This is a genomic window from Cobetia sp. PS-4MA, from assembly GCF_057670765.1.
Genome location: NZ_CM173107.1, coordinates 3,787,864 through 3,808,389, shown reverse-complemented (window position 1 = coordinate 3,808,389; position 20,526 = coordinate 3,787,864). Strand labels below are relative to the sequence as shown.

At 60.3% G+C, this 20,526-nt stretch carries 25 protein-coding genes; 22 read left to right on the top strand and 3 right to left on the bottom strand.

Translation table 11 applies throughout. The features are described 5' to 3' along the window. Positions 1 to 13 precede the first annotated feature (13 nt). The 17 genes from rplN to rplQ all read left to right on the top strand — a co-directional run bounded on the left by rplN (position 14) and on the right by rplQ (position 8,578). A complete protein-coding gene (rplN, locus tag AC26AR_RS16055) occupies positions 14 to 385 on the top strand; it encodes a 50S ribosomal protein L14 (protein WP_043334850.1) in 372 nt (123 codons plus the stop codon). Between the two features lie 15 nt (positions 386 to 400). Next, positions 401 to 718, top strand: coding sequence for a 50S ribosomal protein L24 (gene rplX / locus AC26AR_RS16050; RefSeq protein ID WP_043334846.1), 318 nt, complete (start codon positions 401 to 403; stop codon positions 716 to 718). Between the two features lie 17 nt (positions 719 to 735). Beyond that, positions 736 to 1,275, top strand: coding sequence for a 50S ribosomal protein L5 (rplE, locus tag AC26AR_RS16045; RefSeq protein WP_065392566.1), 540 nt, complete (start codon positions 736 to 738; stop codon positions 1,273 to 1,275). Positions 1,276 to 1,284: 9 nt separating this feature from the next. After that, positions 1,285 to 1,590: a 30S ribosomal protein S14 gene (rpsN, locus tag AC26AR_RS16040; protein WP_043334842.1), complete on the top strand. Its 306-nt coding sequence runs from the start codon at positions 1,285 to 1,287 to the stop codon at positions 1,588 to 1,590. 32 nt (positions 1,591 to 1,622) lie between these two features. Beyond that, positions 1,623 to 2,015 (top strand): 30S ribosomal protein S8, encoded by a 393-nt coding sequence (gene rpsH / locus AC26AR_RS16035; RefSeq protein WP_065392565.1) that lies wholly within the window; start codon positions 1,623 to 1,625, stop codon positions 2,013 to 2,015. A 9-nt stretch (positions 2,016 to 2,024) separates the two neighbouring features. Then, positions 2,025 to 2,555, top strand: coding sequence for a 50S ribosomal protein L6 (rplF, locus tag AC26AR_RS16030; protein ID WP_065392564.1), 531 nt, complete (start codon positions 2,025 to 2,027; stop codon positions 2,553 to 2,555). A 9-nt stretch (positions 2,556 to 2,564) separates the two neighbouring features. Further along, complete coding sequence (rplR, locus tag AC26AR_RS16025; RefSeq protein WP_024950667.1) at positions 2,565 to 2,915, top strand: 50S ribosomal protein L18; 351 nt, start codon at positions 2,565 to 2,567, stop codon at positions 2,913 to 2,915. 11 nt (positions 2,916 to 2,926) lie between these two features. Next, complete coding sequence (gene rpsE, locus AC26AR_RS16020) at positions 2,927 to 3,427, top strand: 30S ribosomal protein S5 (protein WP_054556902.1); 501 nt, start codon at positions 2,927 to 2,929, stop codon at positions 3,425 to 3,427. Between the two features lie 6 nt (positions 3,428 to 3,433). Continuing rightward, positions 3,434 to 3,616 carry a 50S ribosomal protein L30 gene (gene rpmD / locus AC26AR_RS16015; protein ID WP_024950669.1) on the top strand — a complete coding sequence of 61 codons (183 nt, stop codon included), beginning with the start codon at positions 3,434 to 3,436 and terminating at the stop codon, positions 3,614 to 3,616. Positions 3,617 to 3,619: 3 nt separating this feature from the next. Next, entirely contained in the window at positions 3,620 to 4,054 is a 435-nt protein-coding gene (rplO, locus tag AC26AR_RS16010; protein WP_065392563.1) for a 50S ribosomal protein L15, read from the top strand. Next, positions 4,055 to 5,389: a preprotein translocase subunit SecY gene (gene secY, locus AC26AR_RS16005; protein WP_065392562.1), complete on the top strand. Its 1,335-nt coding sequence runs from the start codon at positions 4,055 to 4,057 to the stop codon at positions 5,387 to 5,389. 34 nt (positions 5,390 to 5,423) lie between these two features. Next, positions 5,424 to 5,537, top strand: coding sequence for a 50S ribosomal protein L36 (gene rpmJ, locus AC26AR_RS16000; protein WP_077373351.1), 114 nt, complete (start codon positions 5,424 to 5,426; stop codon positions 5,535 to 5,537). A gap of 131 nt (positions 5,538 to 5,668) precedes the next feature. After that, positions 5,669 to 6,025 (top strand): 30S ribosomal protein S13, encoded by a 357-nt coding sequence (gene rpsM / locus AC26AR_RS15995; RefSeq protein ID WP_024950672.1) that lies wholly within the window; start codon positions 5,669 to 5,671, stop codon positions 6,023 to 6,025. Positions 6,026 to 6,055: 30 nt separating this feature from the next. Continuing rightward, positions 6,056 to 6,439 carry a 30S ribosomal protein S11 gene (gene rpsK / locus AC26AR_RS15990; protein WP_043334827.1) on the top strand — a complete coding sequence of 128 codons (384 nt, stop codon included), beginning with the start codon at positions 6,056 to 6,058 and terminating at the stop codon, positions 6,437 to 6,439. Positions 6,440 to 6,451: 12 nt separating this feature from the next. Beyond that, positions 6,452 to 7,072: a 30S ribosomal protein S4 gene (rpsD, locus tag AC26AR_RS15985; RefSeq protein WP_065392561.1), complete on the top strand. Its 621-nt coding sequence runs from the start codon at positions 6,452 to 6,454 to the stop codon at positions 7,070 to 7,072. A gap of 74 nt (positions 7,073 to 7,146) precedes the next feature. Then, entirely contained in the window at positions 7,147 to 8,145 is a 999-nt protein-coding gene (locus AC26AR_RS15980; RefSeq protein ID WP_065392560.1) for a DNA-directed RNA polymerase subunit alpha, read from the top strand. Between the two features lie 46 nt (positions 8,146 to 8,191). Continuing rightward, positions 8,192 to 8,578: a 50S ribosomal protein L17 gene (gene rplQ, locus AC26AR_RS15975; RefSeq protein ID WP_065392559.1), complete on the top strand. Its 387-nt coding sequence runs from the start codon at positions 8,192 to 8,194 to the stop codon at positions 8,576 to 8,578. 188 nt (positions 8,579 to 8,766) lie between these two features. Here rplQ and uvrA read toward each other — a convergent pair whose 3' ends face one another. Then, the gene (uvrA, locus tag AC26AR_RS15970) at positions 8,767 to 11,697 is read right to left on the bottom strand and encodes an excinuclease ABC subunit UvrA (RefSeq protein ID WP_136939721.1); all 2,931 of its coding nucleotides are present in this window, start codon (positions 11,695 to 11,697) and stop codon (positions 8,767 to 8,769) included. 205 nt (positions 11,698 to 11,902) lie between these two features. Here uvrA and AC26AR_RS15965 point away from each other — a divergent pair, with 205 nt between their 5' ends. From AC26AR_RS15965 to AC26AR_RS15945, 5 genes are all read left to right on the top strand, one after another. Then, positions 11,903 to 13,318 (top strand): MFS transporter, encoded by a 1,416-nt coding sequence (locus tag AC26AR_RS15965; protein ID WP_084207746.1) that lies wholly within the window; start codon positions 11,903 to 11,905, stop codon positions 13,316 to 13,318. Between the two features lie 87 nt (positions 13,319 to 13,405). Then, positions 13,406 to 14,047, top strand: coding sequence for a single-stranded DNA-binding protein (locus AC26AR_RS15960; protein WP_077373360.1), 642 nt, complete (start codon positions 13,406 to 13,408; stop codon positions 14,045 to 14,047). 362 nt (positions 14,048 to 14,409) lie between these two features. Then, a complete protein-coding gene (locus tag AC26AR_RS15955; protein WP_488107325.1) occupies positions 14,410 to 16,914 on the top strand; it encodes an EAL domain-containing protein in 2,505 nt (834 codons plus the stop codon). Positions 16,915 to 16,976: 62 nt separating this feature from the next. Continuing rightward, a complete protein-coding gene (locus tag AC26AR_RS15950; RefSeq protein ID WP_077373366.1) occupies positions 16,977 to 17,861 on the top strand; it encodes a sugar nucleotide-binding protein in 885 nt (294 codons plus the stop codon). A gap of 18 nt (positions 17,862 to 17,879) precedes the next feature. Then, complete coding sequence (locus AC26AR_RS15945; RefSeq protein ID WP_240499633.1) at positions 17,880 to 18,641, top strand: lysophospholipid acyltransferase family protein; 762 nt, start codon at positions 17,880 to 17,882, stop codon at positions 18,639 to 18,641. Between the two features lie 129 nt (positions 18,642 to 18,770). Here AC26AR_RS15945 and fabB read toward each other — a convergent pair whose 3' ends face one another. Further along, positions 18,771 to 19,988, bottom strand: a complete 1,218-nt coding sequence (gene fabB / locus AC26AR_RS15940) for a beta-ketoacyl-ACP synthase I (protein ID WP_077373369.1) — start codon at positions 19,986 to 19,988, stop codon at positions 18,771 to 18,773. A 13-nt stretch (positions 19,989 to 20,001) separates the two neighbouring features. Beyond that, on the bottom strand, positions 20,002 to 20,517 hold the full coding sequence (gene fabA, locus AC26AR_RS15935) for a 3-hydroxyacyl-[acyl-carrier-protein] dehydratase FabA (RefSeq protein WP_077373372.1): 516 nt from the start codon (positions 20,515 to 20,517) through the stop codon (positions 20,002 to 20,004). Between the last annotated feature and the right edge of the window lie 9 nt (positions 20,518 to 20,526).

The following is a 20,526-nucleotide window of genomic DNA, read 5'->3' as shown; positions in this document are numbered from 1 at the left end:
TTGGAGAAAACCGATGATTCAGACTCAGACAATGCTGGATGTCGCCGACAACAGTGGCGCGCGCCGGGTGCAATGCATCAAGGTGCTGGGTGGTTCACACCGCCGTTACGCTCGTGTTGGAGACATCATCAAGGTCACCGTCAAAGAAGCTATCCCGCGTGGCAAGGTCAAGAAAGGCCAAGTCATGAAGGCAGTGGTCGTTCGTACCAAAGCCGGTGTCCGTCGTAATGACGGTTCCGTGATCCGCTTCGACGGTAATGCGGCCGTTCTGTTGAATAACACCAACGAACAGCCGATCGGTACCCGTATCTTCGGCCCGGTTACCCGTGAACTTCGCAGTGAGAAGTTCATGAAGATCATTTCCCTGGCGCCCGAAGTGCTGTAAGGAGCGGAAGCGGATATGCAAAAGATCAAACGTGACGATGAAGTCATCGTCATCGCCGGGAAGGACAAGGGCAAGCGCGGTACCATCAGCAAGGTGCTGAAAGGTGAGCGTCTGCTAGTGTCCGGTGTGAACATGATCAAGCGTCACACCAAGCCCAACCCGATGCTGGGCACCCAGGGGGGTATCGTCGAGCGCGAGGCTCCGATTCACGCGTCCAACGTGGCCATCTTCAACCAGGAGACCGGCAAGGCGGATCGTGTCGGTATCCAGGTTCAGGAAGACGGTACTAAGGTACGCATCTTTAAGTCGACTCAGAAGCTGATCGACGCCTAACGCGAGTCGGGTACAACATGGCGAACTTGAAAGAACGTTATCAGAACGAAGTGGCCGCCCAGCTTAAAGAGCAGTTCGGCTACGCCAACGTGATGCAGGTGCCGCGTATCACCAAGGTGACCCTGAACATGGGCATCGGTGAAGCCACCGCTGACAAGAAGCTGATCGACAACGCGTTTGCCGATCTCCAGATGCTGTCTGGTCAGAAGCCGATCATCACCAAGGCACGCAAGTCCATCGCTGGCTTCAAGGTCCGCGAAGGATGGCCGATCGGTGTCAAGGTGACCCTGCGCAGCGATCGTATGTGGGACTTCCTGGACCGTCTCGTGAACGTGGCTATCCCGCGCGTTCGTGACTTCCGCGGTCTGAACCCGAAGTCCTTCGATGGCCGTGGAAACTACTCCATGGGTGTGCGTGAGCAGATCATCTTCCCGGAGATCGAGTATGATAAGATCGACCGGATTCGTGGCCTGGACATCACCATCACCACTAGCGCCAACACCGATGATGAAGGTCGTGCGTTGCTGGGCGCGCTGAACTTCCCGTTCAAGAAATAAGGGTGGATCATGGCAAAGAAAAGCATGGTTGAGCGTGAGCTCAAGCGCACCAAGCTGGTCGCAAAGTACGCCGCCAAGCGCGACGCACTGAAGACCATCATCAATGACGTCAACGCTTCTGAAGAAGAGCGCTTCGACGCACAGCTGAAACTGCAGCAGCTGCCGCGTGATGCCAGCCCGGTCCGTCAGCGTAACCGCTGCCGTATCACTGGCCGTCCGCACGGCTACTACAACAAGTTCGGCCTGAGCCGCAACAAGCTGCGTGAAGCCGCTATGCGTGGTGACGTGCCTGGTCTGACCAAGTCCAGCTGGTAACACCACTGCAAGAATTCAGGAGCGCAACGTAAATGAGCATGCAAGACACTCTGGCGGATATGTTCACTCGTATCCGCAATGCGCAGATGGCCACCAAGGAGACGGTTACCATGCCGTCTTCCAAGCTCAAGGTTGAAGTGGCCCGCGTATTGAAGGAAGAGGGTTACATTTCCGAGTTTGCTGTCGCAGAAGGCGCGAAGCCGGAACTGACCGTGACCCTCAAGTACTTTGAAGGCAAGGCGGTTATCGAGAACATCAAGCGTGTTTCCAAGCCGTCCCTGCGCCAGTACAAAGGCAAGGGCGAGCTGCCGAAAGTCGCAGATGGCCTGGGTATTGCGATCGTTTCCACCTCCCGGGGCGTGATGACCGATCGTGCGGCCCGTCAAGCTGGTGTCGGCGGCGAAGTCCTCTGCACCGTATTCTAGGAGTTTGGAATGTCCCGCGTAGCCAAGTATCCGGTTAAATTGCCGAACGGCGTCGAGGCAAAACTCGATGGCGACAAGCTGACCGTGAAGGGCAGCAATGGCCAGCTGGAACTGACCGTCCACCAGGACGTGGTCATCAACCTGGAAGAAGGTCAGATGACCTTCGCCCCGGCTGAGACTGCCAAGAACTGGGCAATGGTTGGTACCACACGTGCTCTGGTCAACAACATGGTGTCTGGTGTTTCCGAAGGCTTCACAAAGTCTCTGGAAATCAATGGTGTGGGTTATCGTGCCCAGGCCAAAGGCCAGACAATCAACCTGACACTGGGCTTCTCACACCCGGTCGACTATGAACTGCCGGCAAGTGTTACGGCTGAAACGCCGAAGAACACTCAGATCGTCCTGAAATCTGCTGACAAGCAGGCTTTGGGTCAGGTCGCCGCAGAGATTCGCGCGTTCCGTCCGCCGGAGCCCTACAAGGGCAAAGGTATTCGGTACAGCGACGAAGTCGTCCGTCGTAAAGAAGCCAAGAAGAAGTAAGGCAGGGTTATGAACGCGAAGAAAGAATCTCGTCTCCGTCGTGCCCGCCGCGCTCGTGCGAAAATCCGCGAGCTGGGCGTGTTTCGCCTGTGCGTGAACCGCACCCCGCGTCACATCTACGCGCAGATCATCTCGCCGGATGGCGGCCAGGTCCTGGCCACCGCATCCACGCTCGACAAGAGCCTGCGCGAAGGTTCTACCGGTAACTCGGACTCCGCCGCCAAGGTGGGTGCTCTGATTGCCGAGCGCGCGAAGGAAGCGGGTATCAAGCAAGTGGCTTTCGATCGCTCCGGGTACAAGTACCACGGTCGCGTGAAGGCCCTGGCCGATGCCGCACGTGAAGGCGGCCTGGAATTCTAAAGGGTTTTACGATGGCGAATATCGAACAGAAGGGCGGTGACCTGCAAGAGAAGCTCGTGCAGATCAACCGCGTCGCCAAGGTAGTCAAGGGCGGCCGTATCTTCGGTTTCACCGCTCTGACTGTCGTTGGTGACGGCAATGGTCGTGTTGGCTTCGGTCGTGGCAAGGCGCGTGAAGTGCCGGTCGCGATCCAGAAGGCAATGGACCAAGCTCGTCGCAACATGATCAAGGTTGACCTGAAGGGCCACACCCTGCAGTACCCGGTGAAGGCTCGTCACGGCGCATCCAAGATCTACATGCAGCCAGCATCCGAAGGTACCGGCATCATTGCCGGCGGTGCGATGCGTTCCGTGCTCGAACTGGCAGGCGTCCATGACGTCCTGGCCAAGTGCTACGGTTCCACCAATCCGGTCAACGTGGTGCGCGCGACCATCAACGGTCTCGCTGCCATGAAATCTCCGGAAGACATCGCCGCCAAGCGTGGCCTGTCTGTCGACAAGATTGCGGGGTAAGGCACCATGGCAGCTAAGATCACGGTAACCCAGATCCGCAGCACCATCGGCGTCCTCGAAAAGCACAAGGCCACCATGAAAGGCCTTGGGCTGCGTCGCATCGGTCACACTGTCGAGCTGGAAGACACCCCCGCGGTACGCGGCATGATCAACAAGGTTCATTACCTTGTCCGTGTTGAGGGAGAGTAATCCATGAAATTGAATACCCTGAGTCCGGCCCCGGGCTCCAAGCACGCTGCAAAGCGTGTCGGTCGTGGTATCGGCTCCGGTCTTGGTAAGACCGGCGGTCGTGGCCACAAGGGCCAGAAGTCCCGTTCCGGTGGCAGCGTCAAGCCGGGCTTCGAAGGCGGTCAGATGCCTATGCAGCGTCGCCTGCCGAAGTTTGGTTTCACTTCCGCGAAATCTCTGGTTTCCGAAGAAGTGCGCCTGAGCGAGCTGGCACTGGTAGACGGTGATATCGTCGACCTCGAAACGCTGAAGAAGGCCAACGTGCTTCGTGATTCCACGAAGTTCGCGAAGGTCATGCTCTCCGGCGAACTGGACAAGGCAGTCACGGTCCGCGGCATCAAGGTCACCAAGGGTGCCCGTGCTGCGATCGAAGCTGCCGGTGGCAAGGTAGAGGACTAAATGGCTAAGTCAGGAAACGTACCGGCGATGCAGGGAAGTGGGTTGAGCGAACTCTGGGCGCGTTTGCGCTTCGTGTTCATCGCCATCGTGGTGTACCGAATCGGTGCACACATCCCCGTTCCCGGTATCAATCCTGACCAGCTTGCTGCCTTGTTCAGGGAAAACCAGGGCACCATCCTGAGCATGTTCAACATGTTCTCCGGTGGTGCACTGGAGCGAATGAGTATCTTCGCGTTGGGCATCATGCCCTACATATCCGCGTCGATCATCATGCAGCTCCTGACGGTGGTCTCGCCTCAGCTAGAGCAGTTGAAGAAGGAAGGTGAGGCCGGTCGTCGCAAGATCAGCCAGTACACGCGCTACGGCACGGTCGTACTGGCCCTGGTCCAATCGATCGGCATGGCAGTCGGACTGGTCGGAAACGGTGTCGCCTATTCCGCTGACTTCAGCTTCTACTTCACCGCCGTGAGTACGTTCGTGGCTGGTGCAGTGTTCCTGATGTGGCTGGGAGAGCAGATCACCGAGAAGGGTATCGGCAACGGGATCTCACTGATCATCTTTGCTGGTATTGTCGCCGGGCTGCCGAGTGCCATCGGCCAGTCTTTCGAACTGGCGCGCAATGATGGTGCCTGGAATGTGCTTCCGCTGCTGGCGCTGACGCTGCTCGCAGTCGTTACCGTTGCCTTTGTGGTGTTCATCGAACGCGGTCAACGCCGCATCACGGTGAACTATCCGCGCCGTCAGGTGGGCAACAAGATGTATGCCGGTCAGAGCAGCTACTTGCCGATGAAGGTCAACATGGCCGGGGTCATCCCGCCGATCTTCGCGTCAAGCATCCTGCTGTTCCCTGCATCGATGGGCCAATGGTTTGGCCAGAGTGAAAGCATGCAATGGTTGCAGACGGCTTCTCAGGCTCTCGGGCCGGGCCAGCCACTGTACATCTTGCTTTTCGCTGCCGCTGTAGTATTCTTCTGCTTCTTCTACACGGCGCTGGTCTTCAATCCCAAGGATGTTGCTGACAACCTCAAGAAGTCAGGAGCTTTCCTGCCGGGGATTCGCCCAGGCGAACAGACGGCCCGTTACATCGATAAGGTGATGACTCGCCTGACGCTGTTCGGCGCCCTCTACATCACCCTCGTCTCCCTGATGCCGCAATTCCTCGTTGTCGCCTGGCAGGTTCCGTTCTATTTCGGCGGTACCTCTCTGCTCATCGTGGTTGTGGTGGTCATGGACTTCATGGCCCAGGTGCAGTCGCATCTGATGTCAAATCAGTATGCGTCGGTGATGAAGAAGGCCAACCTCAAAGGCTATGGCAGCGGTGGCATGATGCGCTGATTGCGCAGCCCCTGTTAGCAAACTGGAGAGAACGATGAAAGTTCGAGCTTCCGTCAAGAAAATTTGCCGTAACTGCAAGATCATTCGGCGTCGTGGCGCAGTGCGGGTCATCTGCACTGAGCCGCGCCACAAGCAGCGTCAGGGTTAATCCCTCGACCCCGCTTAGCTGAATACAAGCTCGGGTGCTGGCATACCCCCTTGTTCCCAACGGGATCAAGGGGTATGCTATTGCGCCCTTTGTGGATGTAAAATCCGCCGCTAACCTTTCGGAGAAAACTGATGGCCCGTATTGCTGGCGTCAATATCCCGGACAACAAGCACGCGGCGATCTCGCTGACTTATATCTTCGGGATTGGCCGTACGCGTGCACAGCAGATCTGCGCCGCTCTCGGTTTAGAACCGAGCGTCAAGATCGCTGATCTGTCTGTTGAACAACTGGACCTGGTTCGTGCCGAGGTGGGTAAGTACACCGTCGAAGGCGACCTGCGTCGTGAGATCACGCTGAACATCAAGCGTCTCATGGACCTCGGTTGCTATCGTGGCCTGCGCCATCGTCGTGGTCTTCCGTTGCGCGGTCAGCGCACCAAGACCAACGCACGTACACGCAAAGGTCCGCGTAAACCGATTCGCAAGTAAACGAACTGGCGTTTAGACAGGAAACATCTAATGGCTAACCCGAGTAAGCGCAAGAAGGTTAAAAAGCAGGTAGTGGATGCCATCGCGCATATCCATGCCTCTTTTAACAACACTATCGTGACGATCACAGACCGCCAGGGCAATGCTCTCTCCTGGGCAACTGCCGGTGGTTCGGGTTTTCGTGGTTCTCGCAAGAGCACCCCGTTCGCTGCGCAAGTCGCAAGTGAACGTGCAGCGACCGCTGCAGCCGAATATGGTGTGAAGAACGTCGACGTGCTGGTCAAGGGCCCGGGTCCGGGTCGTGAGTCCGCCGTGCGTGCTCTCAATGCCGCAGGCTTCCGCGTGCAAAGCATCACCGACGTGACCCCCATCCCGCATAATGGGTGCCGTCCGCCGAAGAAACGCCGCGTTTAAGGAGACAGACTCATGGCTCGTTATATTGGACCGAAGTGCAAACTGTCTCGTCGTGAAGGCACCGACCTCTTCCTGAAGAGTGGCGTGACTCCGTTCGAGAAGAAGTGCAAATCCGAACAACCCCCGGGTGTTCATGGCCAGCGCCGTCAACGTCTTTCAGACTACGGCCTGCAGTTGCGTGAAAAGCAGAAGGTTCGTCGCATGTACGGCGTTCTGGAAAAGCAATTCCGCAATTACTACAAAGAAGCCGCTCGCGTGAAAGGCGCGACTGGCGAGGTTCTGCTCCAGCTCCTCGAGGCTCGCCTCGACAACGTCGTCTACCGCATGGGCTTCGGCTCCACGCGTTCCGAGGCACGTCAGCTGGTCAGCCACAAGGCGATCGCCGTGAACGGCCGTACCGTCAACGTCGCTTCCTTCAATGTGAAGGCCGGTGATGTGGTTACCGTTCGTGAGAAGGCCAAGAACCAGGCTCGCATCCAGCAGTCTCTGGCACTCGCTGCCAACCGCGGTGATGTCTCCTGGGTCGACGTCGACTCCAAGAAGATGGAAGGCACTTTCAAGGCTGTCCCCGAGCGTGGCGACCTGTCTGCCGATATCAACGAAAACCTGATCGTCGAGCTGTACTCCAAGTAATGTGATGCCGGGCTGATTCGTCGGCCCGGCTGGAGTACCCAGATTATCCGTTTGGCAGCCTTAAAGGTGTTCTTATGCAGCGCTCAGTGACAGAGTTTCTCCGTCCTCGCGATATCAAGGTCGAGGAAGTCAGCGCCCATCATGCGCGGATCGTCCTCGAGCCCTTCGAGCGTGGTTTCGGCCACACCCTGGGGAATGCTCTGCGTCGCATCCTGCTGTCTTCCATGCCCGGCTGTGCCGTCGTGGAAGCTGAGATCGAAGGCGTTCTGCACGAGTACAGCGCCATTGAAGGGGTACAGGAGGATGTCATCGAAATCCTGCTGAACCTCAAGGACGTGGCCATCAAGATGCATGGTCGCGACGAAGCTGTGCTGGCGCTGAACAAGAAGGGCCCGGGCATCGTGACTGCTGGCGACATCGCCGGTGACCATGATCTCGAAATCGTGAATCCGGATCACGTCATCGCTCACCTGAATGATGGTGGCGAGCTGAAGATGCAACTCAAGATCGCTCGTGGCCGCGGCTACGAACCGGCTGACGCGCGTCTCTCTGCAGATGACGAATCACGTGCCATTGGCCGTCTCCAGCTGGATGCGACCTTCACGCCGGTTCGCCGGGTCTCCTATGCTGTCGAGGCGGCGCGTGTTGAACAGCGCACCAACCTTGACAAGCTGGTGATTGACCTGGAAACCGACGGCACGCTGGATCCGGAAGAAGCGATCCGCCGCTCCGCAACCATCTTGCAGGAGCAGCTGGCCGCCTTCGTTGATCTGGAAGCAGACAAGGAACAGGAAGTCGAAGAAGAGGAAGATCAAATCGATCCGATCCTTCTCCGTCCCGTAGACGATCTTGAGCTGACCGTTCGCAGTGCGAACTGTCTCAAGGCCGAGAATATCTATTACATCGGTGATCTCATTCAGCGCACCGAAGTTGAGCTGCTGAAGACCCCGAATCTCGGCAAGAAGTCCTTGAATGAAATCAAGGACGTGCTGTCCGCGCGTGGTCTGTCCCTCGGCATGCGGTTGGAAAACTGGCCGCCCGCAAGCCTGAAGGACGACAAGGCTTCCGCTTAAGGAAGCCCGGTCGGCTCAAGCCCCAGACTGGTAAGGAATCACAACCATGCGTCATCGTAAGAGTGGTCGTCACCTGAACCGTACCAGCTCTCACCGTGAAGCCATGTTCAAGAACATGTGCATCTCTCTGGTAGAGCACGAAGTCATCAAGACTACCCTGCCGAAAGCCAAGGAACTGCGTCGTCATATCGAGCCGCTGATCACCCTGGCCAAGCAGGATTCCGTTGCGAACCGTCGTTTGGCGTTCTCTCGTACCGGTTCCAAGGAAGCGGTCGGCAAGCTCTTCAATGAGCTCGGCCCGCGCTACACCACCCGTCCGGGCGGTTACCTGCGTATCCTGAAGTGTGGCTATCGTGCCGGTGACAATGCCCCGATGGCATTCGTCGAGCTGGTCGATCGTCCGGCTGCCTCCGAGGCAGCGGGCGAAGAGTAAGCTTCGGCTTGCTTCGTCCACAAGAAAAGGCCAACCCTTCGGGGTTGGCCTTTTTTTATGCCTGTTAGACAGGCTTGTCGGTTGGGCAGCTCATGCGGCCAGGCGTCATGGGCAAGCCCTGACTCGTCACGTTCCGCAAGGAAACGGTACGAAGGAGTCAGGGGTGTCGCTGGGGCACCTGACGAAGGTCAGTTGCTGGTTTCTGCCTTCTTCTTGCTGCCGGGCTTCCCGCCATTGGACGGCTTGCTGTCCGCTGACGTGTCTTGAGCGCCTGTCTTGGCGTTGGAGGCTCTCTGGCGCTTCAGCAGCGGTGCCAAGAAGCGACCGGTATGCGAGACCTCCTGCGTTGCCAGTTGCTCCGGTGTCCCCTCGGCGATGATCTGGCCCCCGCCTGAGCCGCCTTCCGGCCCCAGATCGATCAACCAGTCAGCGGTCTTGATCACATCCAGGTTGTGCTCGATGACGACGACGGTGTTGCCGTGATCGCGCAGGCGGTGCAGGACCACCAGCAGTTGTCGGATATCCTCGAAGTGCAGGCCGGTGGTCGGCTCATCGAGAATGTAGAGCGTCTTGCCGGTATCGCGCTTGGCCAGCTCGCGCGCCAGCTTGACGCGCTGGGCTTCCCCGCCGGAGAGCGTGGTCGCGCTCTGGCCGAGGCGAACGTAGGACAGGCCGACATCCATCAGTGTCTGCAGTCGACGCGCGATGGCGGGCACCGGCGAGAAGAACTCCAGTGCCTCCTCGATGGTCATCTCCAGCACTTCATGGATGTTCTTGCCCTTGTACTGGACCTCGAGCGTCTCACGGTTGTAGCGCTTGCCCTTGCAGACATCGCAGGGCACGTACATGTCAGGCAGGAAGTGCATCTCGACCTTGATCAGGCCGTCGCCCTGACAGGCTTCGCAGCGCCCACCCTTGACGTTGAAGCTGAAGCGGCCCGGCTTGTAGCCGCGCGCGCGCGCTTCCTGGGTCCCGGAGAACAGCTCGCGGATCGGCGTGAAGATCCCGGTATAGGTGGCGGGGTTGGAGCGAGGTGTACGCCCGATGGGGCTCTGATCGATGTCCACCATCTTGTCGAACAGATCCAGCCCCTCGATCTTGCCGTAGGGCGCCGGGGTCAGCGTGGTCGCACGATTGAGCTCACGTGCGGCCAGCGGCATCAGCGTGGCGTTGATCAGTGTCGACTTGCCTGAGCCGGAGACGCCGGTGATGCAGGTCAGCAGGCCTGTCGGCAGCGTCAGCGTCACATTCTGCAGGTTGTTGCCGGTGGCACCTGTCAGGCGCAGCACCTTTTCGGGATTGGCAGGCAGGCGATAGGGCGGCACGGCGATCTCACGCTCGCCACTCAGGTACTGTCCGGTCAATGAGCCGGGCGTCGCCTCGATCTGCGCCGGGGTGCCCTGGGCGACGATCTCGCCGCCGTGCACGCCGGCGCCTGGGCCGATATCGAGTACGTGGTCCGCGGCACGGATGGCATCTTCATCATGCTCGACCACGATCACGGTGTTGCCCAGATCACGCAGGTGAATCAGTGTCTTGAGCAGGCGATCATTGTCACGCTGATGCAGGCCGATGGAGGGCTCATCGAGGATGTACATCACGCCGACCAGGCCGGCGCCGATCTGGCTGGCAAGACGGATGCGCTGTGCCTCACCCCCGGAAAGGGTGTCGGCGCTGCGCTCCAGCGTCAGATAGTCGAGGCCGACATTGACGAGGAACTCGAGGCGCGCCTGGATCTCGTTGACGATCTTGGCAGCGATCTCGCCCTTGCGTCCCGGCAGGCTCAGCTTGCCGAACTCTTCCCACGCTTCGCCGATCGGCTGGCGCACGACCTCGGCGAGGGTGCGATTGTCGACGTAGACATTGCGTGCCTCGCGGCGCAGACGCGAGCCATCGCAGCTCGGGCAGGGTTGAACGGCCAGATAGCGGGCGAGATCCTCGCGCACCATGTTGGATTCGGTCTCACGGTAGCGCCGCTCCATGTTGGGCAGTACGCCCTCGAAGGGATGCTCGCGCGTCACCTTGCGGCCGCGGTCATTGACGTAGCTGAACGCGATGTCCTCACGTCCGCTGCCATTGAGCACGGCATCACGCGCCTCATCACTGAGCGATTCCCAGGCGGCTTCCAGAGCGAAACCATAGTGCTCGGCGACGGCCTGCAGCTGGCTGAAGTAATAGACGCTGCGACGGTCCCAGCCCTTGATCACGCCCTCGGCCAGCGACAGCTCCGGATGGCTGATCAGCTTCTCCGGGTCGAAGTATTGCTTCACCCCGAGACCGTCACAGGTCGGGCAGGCGCCAGCCGGGTTGTTGAAGGAGAACAGGCGTGGCTCCAGCTCGGCCAGGGCATAGCCACACACCGGGCAGGCGAAGCGCGAGGAGAACACCAGGTCTTCCTGTTCGCCGTCCATGAAGTGCAGCCGGGCGCTGCCATCGGCCAGGTTCAGTGCGGTCTCGAAGGACTCGGCCAGACGCTGCTTGAGGTCCTCGCGCACCTTGAAGCGATCGACGACGACGTCGATATCATGCTTCTTGTTCTTCTCCAGCGGCTTGAGGTCATCCAGCTCGACGATGAGGCCATCGATACGCGCGCGGACGAAGCCCTGGGCGCGCAGCTCGGAAAGCAGTTGCAGGTGCTCGCCCTTGCGCCCGCTGACTACCGGTGCCAGCAGCATCAGTTTGCTGCCCTCGGGCAGGGCCAGCGCCTGATCGACCATCTGCGAGATGGTCTGGGCTTCCAGATCGATGTCGTGGTCCGGGCAACGCGGCGTACCGGCGCGAGCGTACAGAAGGCGCAGGTAGTCGTAGATCTCGGTAATGGTACCGACGGTGGAGCGGGGGTTGTGCGATGTCGATTTCTGTTCGATGGAAATCGCCGGTGACAGACCCTCGATGTGGTCGATGTCCGGTTTTTCCATCATCGACAGAAACTGGCGAGCATAGGTGGACAGTGATTCGACGTAGCGCCGCTGTCCCTCGGCATAGAGTGTGTCAAAGGCAAGTGACGACTTGCCGGAACCGGAGAGCCCGGTCACCACGATCAGCTTGTCACGCGGCAGTTCGACATCGATGTTCTTGAGGTTGTGGGTGCGCGCACCCCTGACCTGAATCCTGTCCATTGCCACCTCGGGCTGCGTCGATAAAAGCAACGATTATAAGGCGCGGGCGAAACGCCCGGCAAAGGCTGCATGCTTTCAAAGCCGACAGGCGAGCCTTAGAATGTGCAGTCCATCGGTGATCAGCACCCATGGAGTCTACTCTCTGGCGACCCGCGTGGTCGGCCTCCCTTTCTTGACTGTCCTGCTCCGGAGCCCGCCGCCATCCATGAAGACCTCTCGACTGCTAGCGCCGGAACGTCGCGCCATCGTCGGCCTTGCCAGCCTGTATGCCACCCGCATGCTCGGGCTGTTCATGGTGTTGCCGGTGCTGGCGCTCTACACCCGTGATCTGGCTGGCGCGACGCCGACGCTGGTCGGCGTCGCGTTGGGCGGGTATGGCCTGACCCAGGCACTGCTGCAGATCCCCTTCGGCTGGTTGTCCGATCGCCTCGGGCGCAAGGCCGTGATCGGCTTCGGACTCGGGCTATTCATCCTTGGCTCGTTGGTCGCGGCAAATGCCGACAGCATCGAGATGATCATCCTTGGTCGTTGCCTGCAGGGCAGCGGTGCCGTGGCAGGTGCGATCATGGCGCTGCTGGCCGATCAGACGCGAGAGGAGGTGCGCACCATGGCGATGGCCTCCATCGGCATGTCGATCGGCGTCGCCTTCGCGCTGGCGATGGTCGCGGGACCCCTGACCGCGGATGCGTTCGGACTTTCGGGCGTCTTCTGGCTGACGGCCATCATGGCCGTGGCGAGCGTGTTCGTACTCTGGAAACTGGTGCCTGCCGCACCCAGGCGTCAGCATCAAGATGTGGGGCTTGATCGTCGCCAGCTCAAGGGCATTCTTGCGAATTCCGCATTGTTGCGCATGGATGTGTCGATCTTTGCGCTGCACATGATCCTCACGGCCTGTTTCGTGGCCATTCCGCAGCAGCTGGTCAACTTCGGCATCGCGCCCGCCCATCATGGCTGGGTCTATCTGCCCTTGATGGGCCTGGCGTTTGTCGCCATGCTTCCGCTGGTCATCGTGGCCGAGAAGTACCGCCGCATGAAGCCGGTCTTCCTGGGCGCCGTGGCGACCATCGCGACAAGCCTGTTGCTGCTGGGGGTGGATGGCATCGAGCACGCAGGTCTCGTGCCCTTCCTTGGCCTGCTGTGGCTGTTCTTCGTGGCCTTCAATCTGCTGGAAGCCACCTTGCCGTCGATGATCTCCAAGCTGGCGCCGGCCGGTGCCAAGGGCACCGCGATGGGGGTGTATTCGACCAGCCAGTTCCTCGGTGCCTTCGTGGGGGGTGTCGGCGGCGGCTGGCTGACGGGCCATTTCGGGCTGAGTGGCGTCTTCTTCGGCATGGGGTTGCTGGCGCTGCTGTGGCTGGCTGTGGTCTGGAACATGCAGCCGCCGCGACATCTTGGCAGTGAAGTGGTCGGCCTGTCGCCAGAAGCCGCGAGGCTTCCGGCCGTCGAGTTGCAGACGCGCCTGCTGGCCATTGCCGGCGTGGAAGAAGCTCTGGTCGTGCGTGAGGAACAGGTCGCCTATCTGAAGGTCACACGCGATACACTGGATGACAAGGCGCTGGCGACTTTCACTCGTCAGCGTGATGGCGAAACTCCGGCAGGTGCCGAGGCACCTGCCAGCTGAACCTTGACACTGGCAGATCACTGTCAGTGCACTCGATACCTTCGCCGGTGCCTGATGTGCACCGGTCTATTTTCAGGAGTAATCTTCATGGCTCGCGGCGTAAACAAGGTCATTCTGATCGGTAATCTCGGTCAGGATCCGGAAGTCCGTTTCACTCCGTCCGGTAGTGCGGTGTGCAACCTCAACCTCGCCACCACGGATACCTGGAATGACCGTCAGAGCGGTCAGCGTCAGGAACGTACCGAATGGCACCGTGTGGTGATGTTCAACAAGCTGGCGGAAATCGCTCAGCAATACGTCAAGAAAGGCTCACGCCTCTATATCGAAGGTCGTCTGCAGACGCGCAAGTGGCAGGATCAGAACGGCAACGACCGCTACAGCACCGAAATCGTCGCCAATGACATGCAGATGCTGGATACCCGTGGTGAAGGCGGCGGCGGTGGCGGCTTCAGTGGCGGCGGTCGTCCCCAGCAGGCACCTCAGCAAGGTGGTCAGTATGGTGGTCAGCAGCAGGCCGCGGCAGCTCCGCAGCAGGGTGGCCAGTTCGGCGGCCAGCCGCCGGCACCGCAGCAGGGTGGCAACTTCGGTGGTCAGCCGCCGGCGCCGCACACTCCGCCTCCGGCTCAGCAGCCCGCTCACCAGCCTCCTCAGCAGAACTCGCAGAACAACAATTTCGGCGCGCCGCCGGCTGGCAGCTTTGACGATTTCGATGATGAGATTCCGTTCTGATCATCAGCTCCATGGTCATCCATATTGCCTCGAACCCCCGCTCTGCGGGGGTTTTTCGTTTCTGGAGGCAAAGGAAACCTCTCGAGGTATCGAGGGTACTGCGTGAGAGGGCGGGGAGGTTTTCAGGCATCCCCCTCCATCTGCCAGGATATCGGCCGATACATCCAAAGTCGCTCTGCGAGCGTAAGGGGGTATGCCCCGAGTCCGATGATCGGGCCATTACGCTGTCGTCTCACTTGAGGACACTGAGCGTGGAGGAAAAAATCAGGCAGTTCCGTACCTTGCAGGTAAACTATCGTTTCAAGTGTATGTCCACTTTCAGCTCGTTCCCCTTGGCAGGCCCCCGATGATTGAGGTCATTCATGCATGGTAGCTATTCCCCCTCACTGGTATTGCTTTCCATTCTGGTCGCGGTACTGGCATCTCATGCTGCCTTGCAGCTGATTCGGCAGGTCGCGCTGTCGGTGTCGCGTGCCAGTCGCCTGGGGTGGCTGCTGGGTGGGGCTCTGGCGATGGGCCTGGGCATCTGGTCAATGCATTTCATCGGCATGCTGGCCTATGACATCGGTACGTCGGTCACCTATGAGTGGGGCTTGACGCTACTCTCGATGATGGTGGCCGTGCTCTCTTCCGGACTGGCGCTGTGGGCCAACACGCTGTCGCGCTTGACGCTGTCATGGCTGTTTGGCAGCGGAGCGGTGATGGGGGGCGGGATCGCTTCGATGCACTATCTCGGCATGGCGGCGATGCAGATGCCGATGGCGTATCGCTACGATGCCCCGTTGTTGGGACTGTCGATTCTGGTGGCCGTCATCGCCTCGACGGCTGCGCTGTGGCTTGGAGGGCTCTTTCTGCATCAACGCCGCCCGCGTCGCAGTTATCAGGCCCTTGCTGCGTTACTGATGGGGGGAGCGATCGCAGGGATGCACTATCTGGGCATGGCGGCGATGGAAGTGGTGCCCGACTCGGTGATGCCGGCTCCCCCGCTTCGTTCGGGGGGAGGGCAGCATGTCTGGCTGGCAGTGATACTCGGGGTTGCCTCACTGGCCGTGCTGGGACTGACGTTGCTGGCGCTGAAGGCAGAAAGTCGTGTACGGCGCAGTCGACACTATCGGGCGCGGTTGAGCGGTCTGCTGGAGTACCGCACCCGGGAATTGCGTCACGAACGGGATCAGGTGACCGTGATGCTGGATTCCATCGATGAAGGGGTGATCAGCCTTGATCGGGAGGGAATGATCCGCCACATCAATCCCATCGCGGCAGAATTGTGTGGCTGGGATCCCGCGCTGGCCCGGGGCCGCCCCTGGGCGCGCATTCTGCAATTGCGCCATGAGGGCTCCCTCCACATGATGGATACCCACCTGGATGTCGTGCTCAGCCGCGGGGAGGTCGTGCACATGGCGAACCAGACCCTGCTGGTCGCCAGGGATGGCAGTGAGTGTGCGATAGAGCTCAAGGCGTCTCCGGTCCGCGCTCGCAATGATGAGGTGGAAGGTGCCGTGCTGGTCTTCCGTGACATCAGTTATCGCCAGGCGATGATTCGTCGGCTCGATTTCCAGGCCCATCATGACAGCCTGACGGGGCTGCAGAACCGCAGTGCCTTCGATGATGCTCTGGGGGCCTCGCTGGAAGACGGCGATCTGCATCAATTGCTGTATCTGGATCTCGACTTCTTCAAGGTCATCAACGACACCTGCGGTCATGCAGCGGGGGATACCGTGCTGCGCGAGATTGCGCATCTGATGCGCGAGCAGATCCGGGATTCTGATGTGCTCGCCCGTCTGGGAGGCGATGAATTCGCGGTCATCCTCTACCGATGCAATCGTGAACAGGCACTGGAGCGCGCCTCGAGACTCTGCTCGACCATCGCGGATTATCGTTATCTCGAGGATGGGCGTCAGTTCCAGCTGGGTGTCAGCATCGGCCTTGCGTCCATCACGGGGAGTGCACCGGCCACGGAAGTGCTGCGTCAGGCCGACGCGGCCTGTTACATGGCCAAGCAGAATGGTCGCAACCAGGTGCATGCCTATCACGAGGAAGATGCCGGGCTCGAGCGTGCCCAGCGCGAGCTCCAATGGTTGCCTCTGTTGCAGGAAGCGCTGGAGAAACGCTTCTTCACGCTCTATATCCAGCCGATTGAATCGTTGTGCCGCCCGTCCAGTGGGCCTTACTACGAAGTATTGCTGCGCTACGTCAATGCCGAGGGCGAGCATATGACCCCGGCCCACTTCATGGGCACTGCCGAGCGTTTCGGGCTGATGCCTGCCATTGATGTCTGGGTCGTCACTGAAGCGCTGCAGGTACTGAAATCCAATGATGGGCGCATTGAAGAAGACGCCATCCTGGCCATCAATCTCTCGGGGCAAAGCCTGAGTGACATGCCATTGCGCGATCAGCTGATCACCATGATCGAGGAGAGTGGCGTGGCGCCTGAGCGATTGTGCTTCGAGATCACCGAGACGGCCGCCATCAGCAATCTGGCGCAAGCACGCGAATTCATTCGTGGCATTCGTCGCCTTGGCTGCAGCTTCTCGCTGGACGATTTCGGCAGCGGAATGTCCTCTTTCGCCTATCTCAAGGAGTTGCCCGTCAATCAGCTCAAGATCGATGGCGCCTTCGTGCGCAATCTGACCCGTGACAGCCTGGACGCTGCCATCGTCTCGGCCATCTGCCGCATCTGTGCCCAGATGGGCATCGTCACCATCGCCGAATACGTGGAGCGACGTGACTTGCTGCCGGCACTTGAGCAGATCGGTGTCGATCTCGTTCAGGGCTATGGTATCGGTCGCCCCCAGCCGCTGGGAGGGGTGCTGCTCACTTCTGGTCCCCGGCGCGACAACGGGCCTGCAGCCAGCCTGCAAGGTTGATAGAATGTCGCCTTTGCATCGGCACGCTTCGTGCCGATGCGTCTGTTTGCCGGAGTGTGCCTGTGAAACTCTTGCTGCTGGATGCCGGGCATTGCCTGAGCCTCGGCCTGGCCCGAGTGGCCAACACCCGTACGGATCTCGAGCTTCAAGTGCTCGATGCCGTGCGTATCGACGCCAGTGATATTCGCTCGCATCGCGCGGATGTGGTGATCGTGCCTCCCTTCGTCAGTCCTGCGGACTCGGCACCGGCAGACGTCACGGCGCATGCCGAGCACGTGGAAGCCGTGCTGGCGGCCTGTGTCGAGACAGACACGCCGCTGGTATGGTGCGTGGCGGACCAGATGTTCGAGCAGGGCGGGGAAGGCTTGCTCGATGAGGAAGAGGTGCCGTCCCCCATCGATACGGCATTGCGTCGGGTCATCGCCACGGGCGACCGTATCCGCGCCGAATTGCCGAGCCATCTGATCGTGCGTCTCGGGCCGTTGTTCGGCCCCGATGGCCGTGATGCCTGGCTGCCGACGCTGATCGAGTCGTTGCTCGCGGGTCAGGAAGTCCGCGCTGCGGAAGACGTCATCCTGTGCCCGACCAGTGTCGACGCCGTGGCCATGGCGCTGGTCGGCATGCTGCAACAGCAACGTTGCGGTGCGGGTTCCTGGGGCGCCTATCATCTGGCGGGTACCGAGCCTGTCAGCAGTTACGCCTTCATCAGCGTGGTGCGGACTCAGCTGATCACTCGGCTCGAGGGGATCGGGGAGGAGGTATCACCCGGCCCGATCAAGGCGTTGACGCTCAACTCGGGAACTCCGCTGCGCCGAGTGCTCAACTGTCGACGAGTGCTGGAGACCTTCGGGGTGCATCAGAAACCCTGGCGGCTGGAGCTGTCCCGCCTGCTGGACGATTGGGTGGCACAGCGCACCCCGGTGACCTCACCTCAAGAGGATGTCTGACGTGCGGAGATCTTTACTGTGAATGCACTGCGTAGTGTGTTGTTTTACTTCGGTTATTTCATGGCGTTGCTGCTCAGTGCCCTGGTGCTGGTACCCGTGGCAGCCTGCTTGCCGCTCAAGGCACGTTATCGCGTTCTGCATAGTTACAACCACCTTGTGCTCTGGTGGTTCCGTCTCACCTGTGGCGTCAGGGTAGAGGTCAGCGGGCGTGAGCAGCTGCCCGAAGGGGCATGCGTTCTGCTCTCCAACCACCAGAGTGAGTGGGAAACCATCTATCTGCAGGTGGTCAAGCGGCCGCTGTGCACCGTGCTCAAGCAGGAGTTGCTCAAGATTCCCGTCTTCGGTTGGGGTCTCAAGCTGCTTGAGCCGATTCCGCTGGACCGCAAGCAGCCCGCCAAGGCGCTCAAGCAGGTGTTGAGCGTGGGAACGCAGCGGCTCAAGGATGGCTTCACGGTGCTGATCTTCCCGGAAGGGACGCGCCTGGCACCGGGGACGCGCAAGAAATTCAACAAGTCAGGTGCCGCGATTGCCTGTCGTGCTGGAGTGCCGGTCGTCCCGGTGGCCCACAATGCAGGCGAGATCTGGCCCAATGACAGCTGGATCAAGCGTTCTGGCACCCTGCATGTCGTCTTCGGGCCTGCGATCGAGACCACCGGCCGCAAGCCGGATGCGGTGATCGCGGATGTCGAGGGGTGGGTGGAAGACACCTTGCAGCGGATATCCCGCACTCCACGTCCGCCACTCGAGGAAAAGGCGCCGGCAGACAGCGTGGGCGTCTGAGCGCTCCGACTGGAGGAAGTCGGGCGGTGAAGTGATGTGAAAGCCAGCCGATAGCTCGGCATCAGCAAAAAGGCCGCCCCATGGGGCGGCCTTTTCGTGTCATGCATCACCGGTCAGAGATCCATGATCTCAGTCCTGGAAGCGCTCCAGGATCAGACAGGCGTTGGTGCCACCGAAGCCGAAGCTGTTGGAGAGCACACGCTCGATCTTCACGCCATCACGGCGAGTGGTGACGATATCGAGGCCGTCGGCGCGTTCATCCAGTTCGCTGACGTTGGCGGAGGCGGCAATGAAGTCGTTCTCCATCATCAGCAGCGAGTAGATGGCTTCCTGCACGCCAGTGGCGCCCAGAGAGTGGCCGGTCAGCGACTTGGTGGAGCTCATCGCCGGGCTGTCCGCACCGAAGACTTCCTGGATGGCCTTGAGTTCGGCGACATCACCCACTGGCGTCGAGGTGCCGTGAGTGTTGATGTAGTCGATCTTGCCATTCACGGTTGCCATCGCCTGACGCATGCAGCGTGCGGCGCCTTCACCGGACGGTGCCACCATGTCGTGGCCGTCTGACGTTGCGCCGTAGCCTGTCACTTCGGCGTAGATCTTGGCGCCACGTGCCTTGGCGTGCTCCAGCTCTTCCAGGACCAGCATGCCGCCACCGCCAGCGATGACGAAGCCGTCACGGGTGGTGTCGTACGGACGAGACGCGGTTTCCGGCGAGTCGTTGTAACTGGTGGAGAGCGCGCCCATGGCATCGAACAGGCAGGACAGTGTCCAGTGTTCTTCTTCACCGCCGCCAGCGAAGACCACGTCCTGCTTGTTCAGCTGGATCTGCTCGACAGCGCTACCGATGCAGTGAGCCGATGTCGCACAGGCCGAGGAGATCGAGTAGTTGATGCCCTTGATCTTGAACGGCGTGGCCAGACACGCGGAGACGGTGGAGCCCATGGTGCGGGTGACGCGGTACGGTCCGACGCGGCGCAGGCCCTTGGCGCGCATGATGTCAGCGGCCTCGACCTGGTTGGCGGAAGATGCGCCACCGGAACCGGCGATCAGGCCGGTACGCTCGTTGGAGACCTGCTCCGGGCTCAGGCCGGAATCAGCGATCGCCTGCTCCATGGAGATGTAGGCATACGCCGCGGCATCTCCCATGAAACGCAGTTGCTTGCGATCGATATGGTCTTCGAGGTTGATGTCGACTACGCCCGCGACCTGGCTGCGGAAGCCAAGCTCGGCGTATTCCTCTTTGCGGCGGATACCGGAACGTCCCTCTTGGAGGGATTCCAGGACCTGCTGGCGATCATTGCCCAGGCAGGAAACAATGCCCAGCCCGGTGACTACCACTCTACGCATGGGAGCCTCCCGTTCAGAAGTTCGCAGTGGAGGTGAACAGACCGACGCGCAGGTCGTTGGCCTGATAGATGTCGCGGCCATCAACGGTGACTGTGCCATCGGCGATGCCGAGGATCAGCTTGCGAGTGATGACCCGCTTGATGTTGATGGTGTAGGTCACCTTCTTGGCGGTCGGCAGGACCTGACCGGAGAATTTCACTTCTCCGCAGCCCAGCGCACGACCGCGGCCCGGGTTGCCAAGCCAGCCGAGGTGGAATCCGACCAGTTGCCACATGGCATCGAGGCCTAGGCAGCCCGGCATGACCGGATCGCCCGGGAAGTGGCAGTCGAAGAACCACAGGTCCGGAGTGATATCGAGCTCAGCGATCAACTGCCCCTTGCCGTGGCTACCGCCTTCCTCACTGATGTGAGTGATGCGATCCAGCATCAGCATGTTGGGAGCAGGCAGTTGCGCATTGCCCGGGCCGAAGAGTTCGCCCTGGCCGCAGGCCAGCAGCTCGTCGCGAGTAAAGGAGTGTTGCTTGGTCACTGAGTCATT

Bases quoted from the DNA above. Each gene is read 5' to 3' on its own strand.
- rplN (WP_043334850.1), top strand. From the start codon at position 14: ATGATTCAGACTCAGACAATGCTGGATGTCGCCGACAACAGTGGCGCG.
- rplX (WP_043334846.1), top strand. From the start codon at position 401: ATGCAAAAGATCAAACGTGACGATGAAGTCATCGTCATCGCCGGGAAG.
- rplE (WP_065392566.1), top strand. From the start codon at position 736: ATGGCGAACTTGAAAGAACGTTATCAGAACGAAGTGGCCGCCCAGCTT.
- rpsN (WP_043334842.1), top strand. From the start codon at position 1,285: ATGGCAAAGAAAAGCATGGTTGAGCGTGAGCTCAAGCGCACCAAGCTG.
- rpsH (WP_065392565.1), top strand. From the start codon at position 1,623: ATGAGCATGCAAGACACTCTGGCGGATATGTTCACTCGTATCCGCAAT.
- rplF (WP_065392564.1), top strand. From the start codon at position 2,025: ATGTCCCGCGTAGCCAAGTATCCGGTTAAATTGCCGAACGGCGTCGAG.
- rplR (WP_024950667.1), top strand. From the start codon at position 2,565: ATGAACGCGAAGAAAGAATCTCGTCTCCGTCGTGCCCGCCGCGCTCGT.
- rpsE (WP_054556902.1), top strand. From the start codon at position 2,927: ATGGCGAATATCGAACAGAAGGGCGGTGACCTGCAAGAGAAGCTCGTG.
- rpmD (WP_024950669.1), top strand. From the start codon at position 3,434: ATGGCAGCTAAGATCACGGTAACCCAGATCCGCAGCACCATCGGCGTC.
- rplO (WP_065392563.1), top strand. From the start codon at position 3,620: ATGAAATTGAATACCCTGAGTCCGGCCCCGGGCTCCAAGCACGCTGCA.
- secY (WP_065392562.1), top strand. From the start codon at position 4,055: ATGGCTAAGTCAGGAAACGTACCGGCGATGCAGGGAAGTGGGTTGAGC.
- rpmJ (WP_077373351.1), top strand. From the start codon at position 5,424: ATGAAAGTTCGAGCTTCCGTCAAGAAAATTTGCCGTAACTGCAAGATC.
- rpsM (WP_024950672.1), top strand. From the start codon at position 5,669: ATGGCCCGTATTGCTGGCGTCAATATCCCGGACAACAAGCACGCGGCG.
- rpsK (WP_043334827.1), top strand. From the start codon at position 6,056: ATGGCTAACCCGAGTAAGCGCAAGAAGGTTAAAAAGCAGGTAGTGGAT.
- rpsD (WP_065392561.1), top strand. From the start codon at position 6,452: ATGGCTCGTTATATTGGACCGAAGTGCAAACTGTCTCGTCGTGAAGGC.
- AC26AR_RS15980 (WP_065392560.1), top strand. From the start codon at position 7,147: ATGCAGCGCTCAGTGACAGAGTTTCTCCGTCCTCGCGATATCAAGGTC.
- rplQ (WP_065392559.1), top strand. From the start codon at position 8,192: ATGCGTCATCGTAAGAGTGGTCGTCACCTGAACCGTACCAGCTCTCAC.
- uvrA (WP_136939721.1), bottom strand. From the start codon at position 11,697: ATGGACAGGATTCAGGTCAGGGGTGCGCGCACCCACAACCTCAAGAAC.
- AC26AR_RS15965 (WP_084207746.1), top strand. From the start codon at position 11,903: ATGAAGACCTCTCGACTGCTAGCGCCGGAACGTCGCGCCATCGTCGGC.
- AC26AR_RS15960 (WP_077373360.1), top strand. From the start codon at position 13,406: ATGGCTCGCGGCGTAAACAAGGTCATTCTGATCGGTAATCTCGGTCAG.
- AC26AR_RS15955 (WP_488107325.1), top strand. From the start codon at position 14,410: ATGCATGGTAGCTATTCCCCCTCACTGGTATTGCTTTCCATTCTGGTC.
- fabB (WP_077373369.1), bottom strand. From the start codon at position 19,988: ATGCGTAGAGTGGTAGTCACCGGGCTGGGCATTGTTTCCTGCCTGGGC.